Origin of the sequence: Brevibacillus sp. HB1.1 (assembly GCF_013332445.1) — a bacterium.
GTDB classification, from domain to species: domain Bacteria; phylum Bacillota; class Bacilli; order Brevibacillales; family Brevibacillaceae; genus Brevibacillus; species Brevibacillus porteri.
The window spans coordinates 105,616-121,749 of the sequence record NZ_JABMIV010000006.1 but is presented as its reverse complement, the minus strand read 5'-3'; the positions used below and the strand labels follow the sequence as shown (position 1 = coordinate 121,749).

Genomic DNA, 16,134 nt, shown 5'->3' with positions numbered 1-16,134 from the left:
AGGAAGATATGAACAAGCGAGTGCTAGTAACAGGGGCGACAGGGTTTCTCGGGCAGAAGCTGGCCACGCGACTGCATGAAATGGGCTATGAGGTGACAGCGCAAGGACGAGACGAGCGAATCGGCCGGCAATTGCAGGAGCAGGGTATTCGATTCCTTCGGGCAGACCTAAAAGATAGAGAAGCCATGTTGAAGGCTTGCCGCGATCAGGACATCGTGCATCACGCGGCTGCTTTTTCCTCCCCGTGGGGAACGTATCGTGACATGTACGAGACGAATGTGACAGGGACCATTCATGTCATCGAGGGCTGCAAGCAACACGGCATAGAGCGTCTGGTCCATGTATCGACGCCGAGTATTTATTTTGCTTTTTACGACAAGCTGGGTATCCGCGAAGATGAGCCGATGCCCGTACGGTTTGCTAATACATACGCACAGACCAAATACCAGGCGGAGCTGGAAGTCGACAAGGCGTTTCTTGCAGGGCTTCCGACGATAACGATTCGTCCTCGGGCCTTGTTTGGCCCTGGGGACAATGCCATTCTTCCCAGATTGATCCGCGCCAATGAAAAGAAATTCGTTCCGCTGATCGACGGAGGCAAGGCGATCATTGATTTGACCTATGTGGAAAATGTCGTGGACGCGCTGATCTTGTGCATGGATTCTCCAGCATACACATTGGGACAGGCTTACAACATTACAAATGGGGAACCAGTGACGATGATTGAGGTGTTGTCAGATGTGTTTCGTCGCTTGGGAGTTCCACTGAAAACGCGCGAGCTGCCATATTGGAAGGCGTATGCGGCAGCTTGGGTACTGGAGACACTCTCCAAGACCGTTTTGGGCTATCGCGAGCCGGTTTTGACGCGTTACTCGGTAGGTGTGCTCGCCAAATCACAAACCCTGGACATTTCAAAGGCGAAGCGCGATCTGGGCTATGAACCGCGGGTGAGCATTGCCAAGGGCATCGAGACGTTTACAGATTGGTGGAGGACGCATGATGGACGTTAAACTAACGCTGATGGACACGGGCTACTGCCAGCAGCTCGAGATGTTTTCCCGAAAAGGCGGCCGGATGAAAAACATCCCGTTTCACGCCATCGTAGGGCTTATCGAGCATCCCGTCCATGGCTTGCTGCTCTTTGATACGGGCTATTCGCAGCGCTTTTTTGAAGCCACGAGCAAGCTTCCTTATTCGCTATACGGCAAAATAACCCCCGTATTCTCGGAGGTACATGAGAGTATTTCTGAGCAGCTCGCAGCACGTGGAATCAAAACGACAGATATAGCAGGTATTCTTATTTCCCATTTTCATGCGGATCATATTGGCGGTTTGCGCGATTTTCCGCATGCGCGACTATACTGCTTTGAGAGTGCCTACAACCACGTCAAGGGAAAGACGGGGTGGGCGGCGCTACGGGAGGCGTATTTGCCTGATTTGATGCCTGACGATTTCGAAGAACGGGTGACTTTCATTGATCTAGGAGGGCTAGTGGCATTGCCAGAGGCTTACGCGCCATACACCGAAGGCTATGATTTATTTGCGGATCAGAGTTTGTACATTGTCGATCTGAACGGACATGCAATCGGGCAGTTTGGTGTGTTCCTGCGCGATCGGGATCATGGAGATGTATTTTTGTGTGCGGATGCCGCTTGGTCGAGTGAAGCCTATCGCGGCAACTTGTTGCCTCACCCGCTGGCTAGGTTGATCATGGCGGATCGACAGGCGTATCGCGAGCATTTGCACAAGCTGCATGTGCTATCCCGCCAACGTCCCGACATGAAAATCATGCCGACACACTGCGGGGAAGTCTGGCAGGCCAGCAGAGGAGAGTTCACATGGAGATCATGACGCTCTTGAAGCAGTATGTAAAAACGAAGTGGCTTGCCCGTCGTTTTTCCTCGCGTGAGCAGCTGGTAAAATGGCAAGAAGCGCAGGTCAGAGCGATGTTGTCTCGCACTTTGCCAGCTTCTCCTTTTTACCGAAAGAGATTGGGAGCGCCAGAACAATGGAGACAGATGGAGCCGATTGATAAAAAGCACATGATGGACCATTTTGACGAGTTGAATACGTGCGGAATCAAGAAGGAAGAAGCATTTGCGATTGGACTGAAAGCAGAAACGACACGCGATTTCACTCCCCAATTAAACGGTGTGACCATAGGATTATCTTCTGGGACATCTGGTAATCGCGGGCTTTTTCTCGTGGGACCGCAGGAGCAGGCGAAATGGGCTGGGGTGATTTTGGCGAAAGCACTGCCTGGTCAGCTATGGTCGACACAGCGGATTGCTTTTTTCTTGCGAGCGAATAGCAACCTGTATACGGCGGTCAACAGGCGTCGCATTCAATTCTCGTTCTTCGATCTGCAAATACCGCTCGATCAGCACCTTGATCACCTGAATCAGTATCAGCCGTCGGTGTTGGTTGCGCCCGCCTCGATGTTGAGAATGCTCGCGACTGCCCAGCGTCAAGGGAAATTGCGGATATCTCCGATCAAGGTGATCTCGGTGGCAGAAGTGCTGGACCCGTTGGATCAAACATACATCGCAGAAGTGTTCGGGCAGATCGTGCATCAAATTTATCAATGCACAGAAGGGCTGCTTGCGGTGAGCTGCTCACACGGGACATTGCATGTCAATGAAGACATCGTGGTGGTGGAAAAGGAGTATCTCGATGAGCAAAAGGAGCGTTTCTTTCCGATCATCACAGATTTTTCCCGGGCGACACAGCCGATTATCCGTTATCGTTTGAACGACATTTTGACGGAAAAACGTACGCCATGTCCGTGCGGCTCTGTATTTATGGCGCTGGAATCGATTGAGGGCAGGGCAGATGATTTGTTTGTTTTTCGCCATGAAACGGAAGCCCGTTGGGTATCGGTCTTTCCTGATTTCATCCGCCGTGCCGTCATTACCTCATCTGATGCGATAGAAGAGTATACGGTACGGCAGCTAAGCTATGAGCAAGTGGAGGTAGCACTGCTCATGAAGGATGGAGACGGACCGTCCACGCAAGAGCAGGAGCGAGTACGCCAAGGTCTGGAGCGAGTCATTGCCGATCAGCAAGGACAATTGCCTGCGATTGTGTTTGCGCCGTACGAGTTGAATCTCGGTACGAAAAAATTGCGGCGGGTAGAGAGGATGTTTGTTCAAGGTGAGCAGGCCATTGATTGAATGGTATGAAGGGACCTCGGTGGGGCAAATCCCTTGGGAACAGGCGCAGGATGCCGACTACGCCAAAAGCTATTTGTTGCCCATGATGACAGAACAACCATCCCGCTATGTGCAAAATGTACAGACGCGGATGCATGTACTCCGTGTAGGCGATCGGATCATGCCCGTAACGGTGAACGATACCGAGTACGACAATTCGTATGTCAGTTCGGTGTTTACCCATTACGTGACGTACGCGAAGGAAGAGCTAAGTATGCTCGATTCAGGGGTGTTGAGGCGGGTATTGTCGACTGTACTCACAGGGCTTGGACGCTGGATGAAAAAAAGCCAATGCAACCAAATGGTCATCGTCAACAATTGGCTGTTATCGACGAATCTGTATCATGATGTGCGTGCAGATGAAGTGAAGGACATCACGGAAAACGGCATCCAAAAGTTCCCCGGTCATATCATCGCGTTTCGATCTGTTTGTCGCAGGCTGTACCCGGATTTCTACAAGGGACTCGTAGAGAAGGGCTATCTCATGGTTCCCAGTCGCTACGTCTATCTGTTTCACCCCGATTGGCCAGCGCAGGGCAAGTGGCGGGTCCGCAATACGCTCAACCGCGATCGGAAAATGCTTGCCAAATCCGGCTATCGCATCCTGCGTCATGAGGAGCTGGGAGAACAGCATGTCGAGCGAATCGTTGCTTTATATAACGCGCTGTATCTGGATAAATACTCCCAGCATAATCCACAGTTTTCGGTGGAGTTCGTCCGACTGGCGATGCAAAAGAGGACATTGACCCTCATCGGCTTGGAAAAAGACGGACGGTTGGACGGCATTCTTGGCTATTTTGAGCGAAATGGTGTGATGACGACACCGCTATTTGGCTATGATACGACGCTTCCCAAAGAGACCGGGCTGTATCGGATGCTGTCGTGCCTCTTGGTACAAGAAGCAGAGAGCAAGGGCATCCTGCTCCATCAAAGTGCAGGCGTAGGTGCTTTCAAAGCAGACAGGGGAGCCGAGGGGGAACCGGAATATACAGCGGTGTATGTCAAACATTTGCCGTATTATCGTCAATTGGTCTGGAAGGTACTCGCTGTTTTGCTGAATCAAATTGGGATAAAAATGGTGGAGAAGTACCGACTGTAAACCATTTGCACACTTCGACCCTCATCGAACTAACCGTCAGGTACACTACATGTAAGTAGAAACAAGTAGCTTGCCTGAAACGGGGGAACAACAACCATGAATCGAATTTTGTTCGGGATACTTGTCGTCGTGACGACATCATTGATGGGCTCGTCTTTTGCGGTAGGAAAAATTGGATTGGCCTATTTTTCACCATTGCTGCTGGTAGGACTGCGTTTTACGTTAGCAGGACTGATCATGGGAGCGTGGGTATGGAAAAAGCCGCTTCCGAAGTCGGCGGGTGACTGGGGGAAGCTGTGTTTAATCGGATTTTTGCAGACGGCCGCCGTCATGGGGTGTATCTTTTTGAGTCTGCGTACAATTACAGCGGGTGAATCCTCGATCCTGACGTTTATGAACCCACTGCTCGTGGTCATATGGGGAACGCTGTTTCTAGGAATATCCTATCGGTTGACGCAATGGATGGGCGTTCTGATTGGATTGGTTGGGGTGTTCATCACGCTGGGTTTCCATCTGCAATGGGAGACTGGGACGTTGTTCGGCATCGGGTCCGCCCTGGCGTGGTCAATTGCTACGATTCTCGTCAAAAAGTGGGGAGTCCGCTTCAATGTGTGGGTGATGACTGCCTATCAGATGTTGTTCGGAGGAATTCTTCTCCTTGTTATAGGGTTCACGCTGGAAACGCCGAAGCTGATTGTGACACCGACCGCTGTGTTCGTCGTCCTATGGCTCGCGATTATGGCTTCCATTGTGCAGTTTGCGACGTGGTTTTACTTGCTGAATTACGGAGATCCGGGCAGGACGAGTGCTTTCTTGTTCCTCGCTCCGTTCTTCGGTGTTTTGTCGGGGTGGTTGCTGCTCGGTGAGGTCGTGCAATGGCATGTGTATATGGGCGGATTGTTGATTTTCGCAGGGATTTTCCTGGTGAATTGGACGTTTGCTCCGCGAAGGCAAATGAGTGAAAAAGCACAGCTGGCAGAGTAGCTAGCTGTGCTTTTTGCATTCATCCACATGCAGTCCGAACTCGGTCATAAATCCAGAGCTGCCTAACGGCGTGACACGGACTGCTCTCCCTCCTGGTACTCGCTCGATCCAGCCAAGCTCAAAAAATCGGTTAGTGAGTGAGGCCCCGAGGCTGCCTGCCAAGTGGTGGCGACGCTCGCTCCAATCCAAACACGGACGGGCAAAACGACGCCTGCTCTTCGGCTTGGCCAAAAGGTCTACGCCGAGTGATTGTAGCTTATTTTTTCCGGCTTCACTGAGCACGTAGTCTTGACCGGATGCCTCGATCAACTGCAATTCCAGCATTCTCTGCGTCAGGGCAACGCCCACTTCGCCTGCGAGATGGTCGTAGCAGGTGCGAGCATAGCGGATGGCTCGCAATTGGTCGGACTCGCGCAAGGAACGAACCGGCTTAGGTGCAGCGATAGTCATTAACGATTCCATGGCTTGGGCGACTTCGGGGTTGGCTAGGCGATAGTAGCGATGTCGGCCATGCGATTCGCTGACCAAAAGACCGCCTTCCACCAGCTTTGCCAAATGCGTGCTTGCCGTTTGAGGGGTGACTTTTGCGTTTCGGGCGAGTTCACTGGCGGGGAGTGCCTTACCGTTCATCAGGCTGACAAGGATGGAGACGCGGGATGGTTCTCCTATGAGGGACGCGACCTCTATAATATTCGGACTGGTACTCATCAGACAGTGGACCTCCTCATCCTTTTTCTCTTCTTACCCATGACTCTAGCAGATTCTTACAGTGAAAAAAACAAGAGATGTTCCGTAAATAGTTGTTGTAAAATATATCCAAACAAGGATGGGGGAGATCTACATGGAGACCAAGCAATGGCGAGTAGGAATTTTTTTGTTTGATGATGTGGAGGTGTTGGATTTTGCAGGTCCGTTTGAAGTATTCTCGGTGACATCTATGGAAAATGGCAGCCATATACCTTTTCGTGTAAAAACGGTATCGGAAAAAGGAAGTATGATTCAGACGCTGAATGGTCTAAAGGTTCAACCTGATTACAGTTTTGCCAATATGCCTGTTTTTGATATTCTCATCATTCCTGGTGGGATAGGTGCGAGGGAACGAGAAGTACATAATGAACAAGTAATCAACTGGATTCGTGAACAAATGCAGCAGGTGGAGCTGATGGCCTCTGTCTGCACAGGAGCTTTTTTACTTGCAAAAGCAGGCATATTATCGGGCAAAAAAGCAACGACCCATTGGGCCAGTCTCGATCGCATGGAAAAGGAATTTCCAGAAGTCGTTGTGCAAAAAGGAGTAAAATTCGTGGATGAAGGAAATATCGTGACATCTGCTGGGATCTCAGCGGGTATCAATATGTCCTTTCACATCATCAAACGATTAGTAGGCGCGGAAGTAGCAGAACAGACTGCGAAGATAATGGAGTATGATATTGTCCTCTAAATGAAAGCGGCAGCCCATCTTTTTGGATACAAGAAAAAGTGATGGACTGCCGCTGATGAACAGCTATACGATCATTTCGCGGTAATGCTTTCGCCTTGACGCGGATTCAATCCGTTCTCCCATTGCACGCGAATGGATTTGCTGTTGAACAAATCTTTCCCGTCAGAAACCTGATAATGCAGATGAGGCTCGCTGGAATTACCAGAGTTGCCGCATACCCCAAGCAAATCCCCTTTCTTCACATGATCGCCAACCTTTACCTTGGCGGAGCCTTCCTTCAAATGAGCGAAATAGCTGAATTCTCCGTTGCCATGATCGAGGATGACGACGTTGCCAGCGGGCTGCTGTGCGTTCATCGCTCCGACAGGGACATTATCCTTGATATCATTGACGACATGCACGACGGTTCCTGCCTGCGGTGCGAGTATTTCTTGCCCGAATGCGAAATAGCTCTCGTTTTTCGCTGGATCACCTTTGTAGGATAATCCGTCTTTGACCTGAATCAGATCGTATGCATAGCGTTGACTTTCCACCTCGTAGTGATAGTTTGAAAGGACATTCTGACCTCCCCAGAACACATACCACTCACCTGTAAACGGGGCGCTATACGCCAGCTTTGTCATAGCATTGTCGGTGTCAGGGTAGCTTTGCAATGGCTTTAATAAAACGCCTGTAATGATCCCTTTTTCATCCGTCGTAAGGACGAGACCCCGTTTAGCGTCCTGATCCACCCAGGTATCATAATAGCTCCCGTTTACGTACGTGTGGGAATGGTGATTCCACGACTTCAACCCCTTGCTAAAAGCAGTATACCCTTCTACAAATTGTGCTTTTGAAACCTGCTGTTTGAATGACGAGCTTGTTTGCTCATACACATCCTCTATTTTTCCGTTATGGAGAGCTTGCACAAAAGATTCCGTTTTAACCGTCATCGACTTTGCACCTTCTTCTTTCTTTGTGGGGGATTCAGTAGTAGAGGGTATTGCGGTTGCTTCTGATTGCGCAGCACATCCTGTCAACAGAATTGCTCCTACACCGAGTGAAATCCAAACTTTTTTCATGTTGCCACTCCTATCTTGTTTTAAGCGTTAGCTCTATTATAGAAAGCCACTCTTATCGGACATGAAACGCTACCTTACAGGATGCTTAAATCGAACGTACGCAAAATTATGATTCCGTTAAGGTTGTTGTGGACGCGCGCTGACACTACGCATGATAAAATGGAGGATAACGCAAAAGCGCAAAAGGAGCGAAGTGATCGTGAAAGATGCAACTATCCTTCTCGTGGACGATGAGCAAGCCATTCTCCAATTGCTTGAGACCGTACTGCACAAAGAAGGATTCCACTCGATCGACAAGGTGAAAACGTCTGAGGAGGCGCTCTGTGCATGCGAACGAAAAAGCTATGACCTGATCGTCTTGGACGTAACGCTTCCGAACATGAGCGGCATAGAAGCATGTCCATTCATCCGCCGTCTGACTGATGCGCCGATTTTGTTCTTGAGTGCGAGAGATACCGATTTTGACAAGCTGACCGGATTTGCTGTTGGTGGGGATGATTACGTGACGAAGCCGTTTAATCCGATGGAAATCGTCGCACGTATCAAGGCATTGCTTCGCCGTACGCGCAAACTGAACCCAGTCGTACCGACAGCACCCGTTCAAGGGGTCTATGATTTTGGCCGTTTTCAAGTCTATGAAGCAGCAGGGGAGCTCTTTGTGGAGGGGAAAGTCATACCTTGTCCGTCCCTTGTTTTTCAACTGTTGCTATTTTTGTGTAAAAATCCGAATCGGATATATTCGAAAAGCGAGCTGTACGAGCGAGTATGGGGCGTGAATAGCTTACGTGATGACAACACCATCATGGTACATATCCACCGGATTCGGGAGCGCATCGAGCCCGATCCAGCGCAACCGGAGTTTTTGGTGAACGTCAGGGGACTCGGGTACAAAATGGTGAAAAAGGGCCTTCCTTATGAATATTAAGAGCAGAATCGCGCTCCATCTGATCATGTGGCTGGTGCTGGTTGGCCTTATCCTCTTTGTGTTAGCCGGGTTTACGTTATATTGGACGCTTGAAGAAATGACAAAGGTACAGTCCTCACGTGAATTTGAGAGTGTCGGCTTGCAGCGGCTGATCCAGACCATTGAAGTAGAGGGGGGGGATGTCCGTTTTGACCCGAAGCTGCTGGAGCAGGTGCGAGATAGCGGGGGGTGGCTTCAGCGAATTGATGAAAAGGGTTATGTCACCGACTCTTTCTTTACCCCGCCTGACGTACCCAGTTATTACGGTCCTGGTCAATTAACGGCTTATTGGCTCCGAAAAAGCCCGTTTCCGTATCGGTTATCGTTATGGATACAGGAAAAAGACGGCGTGGTACACACCTTGCTGTATGGGATGACGAACCGCGATGACGATTTCTTGCAGCAGATGATTAAGGAGGCTGATCTGAAAAATAACGAGATCATGCTTCCTTTAAGCACCCAAAACCAATTGAAGAGTAAAGAGGGCTGGGTACAGCTCCTGGACCCGAAGGGAGCAGAGCTGGCTTCATTCAATAAGCCTGCAAAAGCGATCAAAGATTTCTCTGTGGAAGAGCTGGCGCTACGCTCGATATACCCGGATCGCTACGGAGCAACAATCGTATCGCACTATGATCAAAAAAGCGGCCAAACCTGGGTACTCAGTTATCCGTTGCCAGGAACGACTCCTGGGGAAGAACCGCTATTGACACCGGAAAGTAAGGCCCTTTTCATCGGAATGGGCATGCTGCTCTTATCGGCGATGTTCGTCTTCGGGATTGTGTCCTACTTGTTCGGACAGCGATTTGGCGCACCGATTGTTCACGTATTACGGTGGCTGACCTTTCTGCGTGGAGGAAAGTACGAGGAGCCTGCCAATGCGGATGGTGTTCCACTCAGCCAAGACAAGCGAGGGAAGAGAAAGCGCAAATATCGTATCTACCAAGATGTGATTGACTCGATGGATTCCTTGTCACAAACGCTTTACCGCAACGAAAAGCTGCGCCAAGAAACGGAGCAATTGAGAAATGAGTGGATCGCAGGCGTTTCTCATGATCTAAAAACGCCGTTGTCCTCTGTCAAAGGATACGCGCATCTGTTAGGAAATGCTGAGTATACGTGGACGACAGAAGAGGTACATACTTTCGCGAAAATTATTTTGGACAAGTCAGCGTATATGGAAGACTTGATCAACGATTTGGCGCTGACGTATCGATTGAGGAACGGACAAGGAGCTCCTTCAGTAGAGCTCGTTGACCTGAATGGTTGCACGGCTGAAGCCATTACGGAAGCAGCCAAACATCCCTTGTACCCGGAAGGCTGCATCCGGTTTACCCCCTCTGCCGAGCCTGTTTACATGCTCATCTACAAGCCTTGGTTTCAGCGAATCGTGGATAATCTGGTTGCCAATGCCTTGATTCATAATAAAAGCGGTACAATTGTATCCATCAGCGTACAGGCTGTCGAGCCATCAACAGTTGTGCTCATTTTTAGCGACAATGGTAGTGGGATGGATGAAGAAACAGCAGATCGACTATTTGAGAGATATTATCGTGGCACAGACACCGAGTCCAGGACGGAAGGCTCTGGTCTTGGGATGGTCATTACTAAAGCATTAGTGGAAGCGTTTGGTGGTTCCCTCGAAGTGAAAACTGCTGTCGGGCAGGGGACGACGATTGCGATTACGTGGGAAGCGGAGCAACCGCCTCGGGCTTAAATAGGAAGAAAAGGCTGCGTTTTGCGAGGTCAGGGTTGACCAGCAAAGGCAGCCTTTTTCGTTTGCAAGATTATATGGTTACACCTTAAATTGCTGAATCGATTCATGCAGTTCGTCTGCCATTTTTGACAAGGAAGCAGCAGAAGACGAAATTTCCTCCATAGAGGCTAATTGTTGTTCAGCAGCAGCGGAAATGTTTTGTGTTCCGAAAGCCGTTGTCTCAGCAGTGGAGGCAATAGTTTCAATGGAATGGACAGCTTGCTCTGCTCCGGTCGTCATGTGATGAGTGGCTGTGGTCACTTGCTGAATTTGACGTGCTACTTCTGTCGTTCCAGACAAAATTTCCTGGAAGGCCTTGCTGGCTTCATGTACGACTTCGATTCCAGCCGAAACCTCAGATGTCGTCGTTTCCATCACGTATACGGCTTTGTTCGTATCGACTTGAATCGCGCTAATGAGATCTTTAATCTGCTGAGTAGATTTTGCTGATTGCTCGGCCAAGATACGTACTTCATTGGCAACGACAGCAAATCCACGTCCATGCTCTCCAGCACGGGCCGCTTCGATTGCAGCGTTTAGCGCCAACAGGTTCGTTTGTTCAGCAATCGAGGTGATGACCTCAACAATTTTACTGATTTCCGAAGAGCGGTGACCAAGCATTTTGATTGAATCTGCCAACTCAAGAACAGTCGTGCTGATGGAATTCATTTGAGCGATGGCACCGTCAATCGCTTGATTGCCACTTGAGACCAGCATGTTCGCTGTATCGACTGTCAGAGAGACTTGTTCGCTACTGGATGCAATTTGTTGCAGACGCGAAGACATGTCGTTGATCGTTTTGACCGTTCCATCGATCGTTTTGGATTGATCCTCTGCTCCGAGGGCGATCTCTTGCATCGTGACGGCAATTTGCTCGGTTGCCTTGCTCGTCTGTTCTGCACTCGCCGTCAGCTCCTCAGAGGTAGAAGCGACATGCAGAGAGCTGATGCGGACATGAGAAATGAGCTGGCGCAAATTCTCTGTCATATGGGTCACGTCATGTACCAATTGCCCAATTTCATCACGGTTTTTTATCAAGATGTCTTTCCCTGATAGATCACCACCGGCAATTTCTTTCACGCGCTCAGCAACCAAGGAGATGGGCTTGGAAATGAACCCGGAGGCATACCATGAGACGACGAATCCGACGATCAAGGAGATTCCCAGCACGATCATCAAATCAGACAGCACTTCTTCGGCAGGGGCATTGAAGTCTTCCATGTAGCTGCTGGCGCTTACGATCCATCCCCAGTGAGGGTCTAGTTTGGAGTAGGCGATTTTTGGATAGAGAACATCTGGCTCCGTTGGCTTCAACCACTGATAGTATGTAAAGCCGCCACCTTCCTGACCGCGCTTAATCATTTCTTGGGTAAAAAAGATACCGTCAGAATCTTTTGCATCCCACTGATTCTTCCCCTCAATCGAAGGAGAGGCCAGCATGACACCTTTCTCATCCAGAACGAACATGTATCCACTAGCACCAGTATCGATATTTTTGTTTATCGAGCGGGTTCCATCCGATTGCTTAGGCCCGAGGATGTGAATTTTTACTTGCTCTTGTGCATCTTCTTTGCTGATTTTGCCAGCTTCGACTTGTTTCTGGAGAACATCAATCATTTCAATCGTCAAGTTCACGTTGTTTTTTAAGATGCGACTGCCCATGTCGTCCAAGCTGTAGCTCGCAGAATAATAGCCCTGAATTCCAATGTTAAGGCAAGGAATCGCCATTAGCAGGAGACATAACAGGATGAGTTTGGTACGAAGAGAGCTTGAACGGGAGAACTTGGCTGTTTTCATAAAGAACACCTCGTTGGTCCATAGTATTTGATCTAGAAAAGAAAACACCAAGATGATTGCCCTAGACTTACGTCCTATATCGACAATATGAAAACGTTTTTATAGAGGAATTTCAAAAAATCCACAAAAAAATTATATAAGTAAATGTTGCTGCATGTATGAGCAGATTCGAAAGCAGTACAGACCAGCAGGAAATGGTATGATAGGAGGATAGAACGCTTACGGATGGAGGCTATCCAATGAAATTTATCGATAATCAAGGGATAACAGATCCACGGATCAATTTGGCCATTGAGGAATACGCCCTGAAGCATTTGACCAACAGTGACGACTACTTGCTGTTTTATATCAATGAACCTTCTATTATTATCGGAAAAAACCAAAACACAATTGAAGAGATCAATTCGACCTATGTAGAGGATAACAACATTCACGTCGTTCGCAGACTGTCTGGCGGTGGTGCTGTTTATCACGATCTGGGCAATCTCAACTTCAGCTTTATTACGAATGATGACGGCGAGTCCTTCCACAATTTCCGCAAATTCACGGCTCCTGTCGTACAAGCCTTGAAAACATTAGGGGTAGAAGCAGAGCTGACTGGACGAAATGACATACAGGTCGGGGAACGGAAAATTTCTGGCAATGCGCAGTATTCAACCAAAGGACGCATGTTCAGCCACGGCACGCTGCTTTTTGATTCGGAGATGGAAAACGTCGTGTCTGCGCTGAAGGTAAATGCAGAGAAGATCCAGTCCAAAGGGATCAAATCCATTCGCAGCCGTGTCGCCAACATTTCGGAGTTTTTGGTGAATAAGATGACCATTGAAGAGTTCCGGCTGGCGATACTTCGTTCGATTTTTGGAGAAGGAGAAATCGAAGAATACAAGCTGACTGACGAGGATTGGGAGAAAATTCACGAGCTTTCCCGTTCCCGTTACCAGACTTGGGAGTGGAACTACGGCAAGTCACCGAAAAGCAATTACCGTCAATCCAAGCGTTTCGATATCGGCACCGTGGAGATTCAGCTTGATATTGAGAAAGGCAAAATGAAAGAAGCGAAAATATACGGGGATTTCTTCGGTGTACGTGATGTAGCAGAGCTGGAAGCAGTGCTGCGAGATACGCCGTATGATCGTTCCTCTATCAGTGAGCGACTGGCAGATATCAATCTTCAGGAGTTTTTCGGGAAGCTGGATCAAGCGTCTTTTGTCGATCTATTACTCGTTTAAAAAGTATGTTAAAAACCTAACTTTTGTTAGGTTTTTTTCATTTCCTCCTCTGATAGCATTAGTTTGCATGATTTTGTCATACAAAAGAAAAAGAGGGGGTATTTACATATGAGCAAAAAGCAGCCAAAGGCCAAAATCATTCTAACGGCTGTTGTTTCCACCGGTTTTTTGCTTTCTTTTGTCGGCAATGCCTATGCAGCCGTTTCTTATCCGATTAAAGAAAGGCAGACAATCGGCATAGCCAGTCCGTCAGTAGCAGAAGACCAAACAGATGAGGAAGTTCGAGAGGCATCAGAGGAAGTAGGAGAAGACGAGAACCAGTCAGGGGAGTCCTTGCTAGAGTCAGAGGAGCATACAGCGACCAACGGCGTCATTGCCTATCGATTGGAGACAGCTCCAGACAAGGCACCTGTTGCAAAGGATTTCCGTTTGACGGCCGCTATAGATGATCGAGAGCCCACTCGAATCAAAATCAAAAACTTTGTCTGGCTAGAGGAAGAACAGCTTGTATTACTCAGTTTTTCACCGATTCGTGCAGCGAAAAAAGAACAGACGGTTTCCCTACGCTTGCAGTATGACGGCGAAGAAGAGGAATTAGAACCATTCGTAATCGCCGAAAGAGGGACGAAAGCAGAGCGGATTGAGCTGGTAGCAGTCGCAGAGGATGCCCGGCTATCTACCAAAGATCATACGGATAAGTCGCTAACGCTGATCGCCGTTGCATTTGATGAAAATGACCGCATCGTTACTGGACGGGAGCTGTTCTGGAGCTCTAGCAATAGACGAATTGCCTTCGTCAACTTTGAAGGCAAGGTAACAGCCAAGAAAGAAGGCCTGGTAGAAATTACGGCAAAAATGGACGAGGCGGAGGCTGTCTTTGAGATAGCTGTAGATGGAGCCGAATTGCCTGATTTGCCCGCGCTTTCTGTCAGCGAGGCGGTGATAGAAGAGGCAGGAGCAAATGATGGCAGCATCACGGCAAAACAAACGCTTAAGCTGTCTAACGGCAAGTTCCTTGGTGAACTGTCTGCCGATGATATCGAGGTACATAATCTGCCTGACGGGCTGGATATTGAGAGCAAACAAGAGAGTGACGACGAGCTCACCATTTTGTTTACGGGACAGGCCAGGAAGCATACAGGCGCGGACAATGTAAAAGAGGTCAGCTTCACGATCGACAAGCGACATATCAAGCGCGCACAGGAAGATGTCACGAGTGACAGTTTTTCCATTCGTTTCAAAGACCCCGTCATTGTGATTCCGTCCCCAATCGATCCTCCGCCGATCCCGGCTCTGCTAAAAGCGAAGAGAGCAGTCGAAGAGCTGTTTACGGATGGGAAAAAAGAAGAACTGCGCCCAGGCACGACACAGAAACAGATCGATGATGCGAAGAAGCTGGTCGAGGGGCTGGACAATCGTGTATCGGAAAAGCCGGGTCTGCTCGCCGATATTGAGAAGGCACAGGAGCAGTATGACGACTTGTTGCTAGTCGAAGCAAAAAAAGCCGTTCGTGATCTGTTCACCGATGAAAACCAGACAGGGCTAAAACCAGGACTGATACAGAGCACGATCGATGCAGCGAAGGAAAAGGTAGAAAAGCTGAAAGACGGCTCGGAGACAAAAGTATTGCTGTTAGCGGATATCCAAAAGGCGCAAACGTTATTGGACAACGGGAAAGATTTGCTGAAAGAAGCAAAGCAAGCAGTAGAGGGGCTATATACAAATAATGATATGGTTGAACTGAGGCCCAAGGTTACTCAGGAAATGATCGACGCGGCCTTTGCCAAGGTCGAGCTTCTGAGTGAGGGCCCAGAAAAAACACACTGGATGTCCTACATAGCAAAAGCACAATTGTTGTTCAACAACCCACGAATAGATCGCTTGCCTGATGCCGAGATCGAGCTGCCGATTGCTCCGACCCAGTCTCGTCAAGTTACGATTTCCGACAAGTGGGAGCCAGCAATGGACAAGAGGGCATTGAGCGAATATCTTGAGGTATCTGTAAAAAATCAGCCCCTCTCGTATCGTTATGACAACCAGTTGGACCGTTTTGTGATCAATGAAAAGGAATACATCACCGTCGAGGTCGACGAGTCAATGCTGGAAATGACCCATGGAGATTATGGAGTGACGATCAAGGCAAAGCCAACGGTAATAGAAGATGACAACTCTTATGCAGTGTTTAAGCTGTATCGGGGTGAAAATTTGTTGGATACAGAGGAGATCAGTGTCGGATTTGACGCTACCCCCCCACAATTGTCTCCAGATGTCACCTGCGAGGGAACAACCTATACCTTGTCGGCGTCAGAACCACTTCGAAATGACCCGAACCCCAATTTGAGAATGTTATTCTCACCTTCCGGGAATTTTGACGACAAGAGAGAGGTAACGGCGTATGCCAAATTCCAGGTGTCAGGAAACACCATTCGCGTAATGTTCCAGGATACGTTCTACACCACGTACGGGTCTCTCATCACGGAACAGAGCAAGGTTTCTTTTGACCCAGGCTTCTTGAGGGATAAGGCCGGAAATCTTATACAAGGTACAGCAACAGCATCTGTAAAACCCAAGCAATGAGTAAGCCAAAGTCCATC

General features: G+C 48.9%; 13 protein-coding genes. 10 read left to right on the top strand and 3 right to left on the bottom strand.

Annotated elements, in window-relative coordinates; translation table 11 throughout:
- Window positions 1-8 precede the first annotated feature (8 nt).
- The 5 genes from HPY27_RS17030 (at window position 9) to HPY27_RS17010 (ending at window position 5,295) form a co-directional block, all read left to right on the top strand.
- Window positions 9-1,010: an NAD-dependent epimerase/dehydratase family protein gene (locus tag HPY27_RS17030; RefSeq protein WP_174225525.1), complete on the top strand. Its 1,002-nt coding sequence runs from the start codon at window positions 9-11 to the stop codon at window positions 1,008-1,010.
- Entirely contained in the window at window positions 997-1,851 is an 855-nt protein-coding gene (locus HPY27_RS17025) for an MBL fold metallo-hydrolase (protein WP_254612917.1), read from the top strand. Before HPY27_RS17030 ends, HPY27_RS17025 begins: the two co-directional genes overlap by 14 nt.
- Complete coding sequence (locus HPY27_RS17020) at window positions 1,839-3,173, top strand: F390 synthetase-related protein (protein WP_174225524.1); 1,335 nt, start codon at window positions 1,839-1,841, stop codon at window positions 3,171-3,173. Before HPY27_RS17025 ends, HPY27_RS17020 begins: the two co-directional genes overlap by 13 nt.
- Window positions 3,166-4,311, top strand: a complete 1,146-nt coding sequence (locus tag HPY27_RS17015; protein ID WP_174225631.1) for a GNAT family N-acetyltransferase — start codon at window positions 3,166-3,168, stop codon at window positions 4,309-4,311. The genes HPY27_RS17020 and HPY27_RS17015 overlap by 8 nt, the downstream gene beginning before the upstream one ends.
- A gap of 96 nt (window positions 4,312-4,407) precedes the next feature.
- Window positions 4,408-5,295: a DMT family transporter gene (locus tag HPY27_RS17010; protein WP_174225523.1), complete on the top strand. Its 888-nt coding sequence runs from the start codon at window positions 4,408-4,410 to the stop codon at window positions 5,293-5,295.
- Here the strand turns inward: HPY27_RS17010 and HPY27_RS17005 are convergent, their stop codons facing one another.
- Entirely contained in the window at window positions 5,296-6,003 is a 708-nt protein-coding gene (locus HPY27_RS17005; protein WP_017251251.1) for an ArsR/SmtB family transcription factor, read from the bottom strand.
- A gap of 133 nt (window positions 6,004-6,136) precedes the next feature.
- Here HPY27_RS17005 and HPY27_RS17000 point away from each other — a divergent pair, with 133 nt between their 5' ends.
- A complete protein-coding gene (locus HPY27_RS17000) occupies window positions 6,137-6,736 on the top strand; it encodes a DJ-1/PfpI family protein (protein WP_017251250.1) in 600 nt (199 codons plus the stop codon).
- Between the two features lie 71 nt (window positions 6,737-6,807).
- Here the strand turns inward: HPY27_RS17000 and HPY27_RS16995 are convergent, their stop codons facing one another.
- Window positions 6,808-7,797 carry a M23 family metallopeptidase gene (locus HPY27_RS16995; RefSeq protein WP_174225522.1) on the bottom strand — a complete coding sequence of 330 codons (990 nt, stop codon included), beginning with the start codon at window positions 7,795-7,797 and terminating at the stop codon, window positions 6,808-6,810.
- Between the two features lie 199 nt (window positions 7,798-7,996).
- Here HPY27_RS16995 and HPY27_RS16990 point away from each other — a divergent pair, with 199 nt between their 5' ends.
- Together HPY27_RS16990 and HPY27_RS16985 are read left to right on the top strand one after the other, a co-directional pair.
- Entirely contained in the window at window positions 7,997-8,722 is a 726-nt protein-coding gene (locus HPY27_RS16990; RefSeq protein ID WP_174225521.1) for a response regulator transcription factor, read from the top strand.
- The gene (locus HPY27_RS16985; RefSeq protein WP_174225520.1) at window positions 8,712-10,475 is read left to right on the top strand and encodes a sensor histidine kinase; all 1,764 of its coding nucleotides are present in this window, start codon (window positions 8,712-8,714) and stop codon (window positions 10,473-10,475) included. The genes HPY27_RS16990 and HPY27_RS16985 overlap by 11 nt, the downstream gene beginning before the upstream one ends.
- 78 nt (window positions 10,476-10,553) lie before the next feature.
- Here the strand turns inward: HPY27_RS16985 and HPY27_RS16980 are convergent, their stop codons facing one another.
- Entirely contained in the window at window positions 10,554-12,311 is a 1,758-nt protein-coding gene (locus HPY27_RS16980; RefSeq protein ID WP_174225519.1) for a methyl-accepting chemotaxis protein, read from the bottom strand.
- A gap of 239 nt (window positions 12,312-12,550) precedes the next feature.
- Between HPY27_RS16980 and lplA the strand changes: the two genes are divergently transcribed.
- Together lplA and HPY27_RS16970 are read left to right on the top strand one after the other, a co-directional pair.
- Window positions 12,551-13,540, top strand: coding sequence for a lipoate--protein ligase (gene lplA / locus HPY27_RS16975; protein WP_017251245.1), 990 nt, complete (start codon window positions 12,551-12,553; stop codon window positions 13,538-13,540).
- 108 nt (window positions 13,541-13,648) lie between these two features.
- Window positions 13,649-16,117: a toxin Cry1Ac domain D-VI-related protein gene (locus HPY27_RS16970; protein ID WP_174225518.1), complete on the top strand. Its 2,469-nt coding sequence runs from the start codon at window positions 13,649-13,651 to the stop codon at window positions 16,115-16,117.
- The last annotated feature ends 17 nt before the right edge of the window (window positions 16,118-16,134 follow it).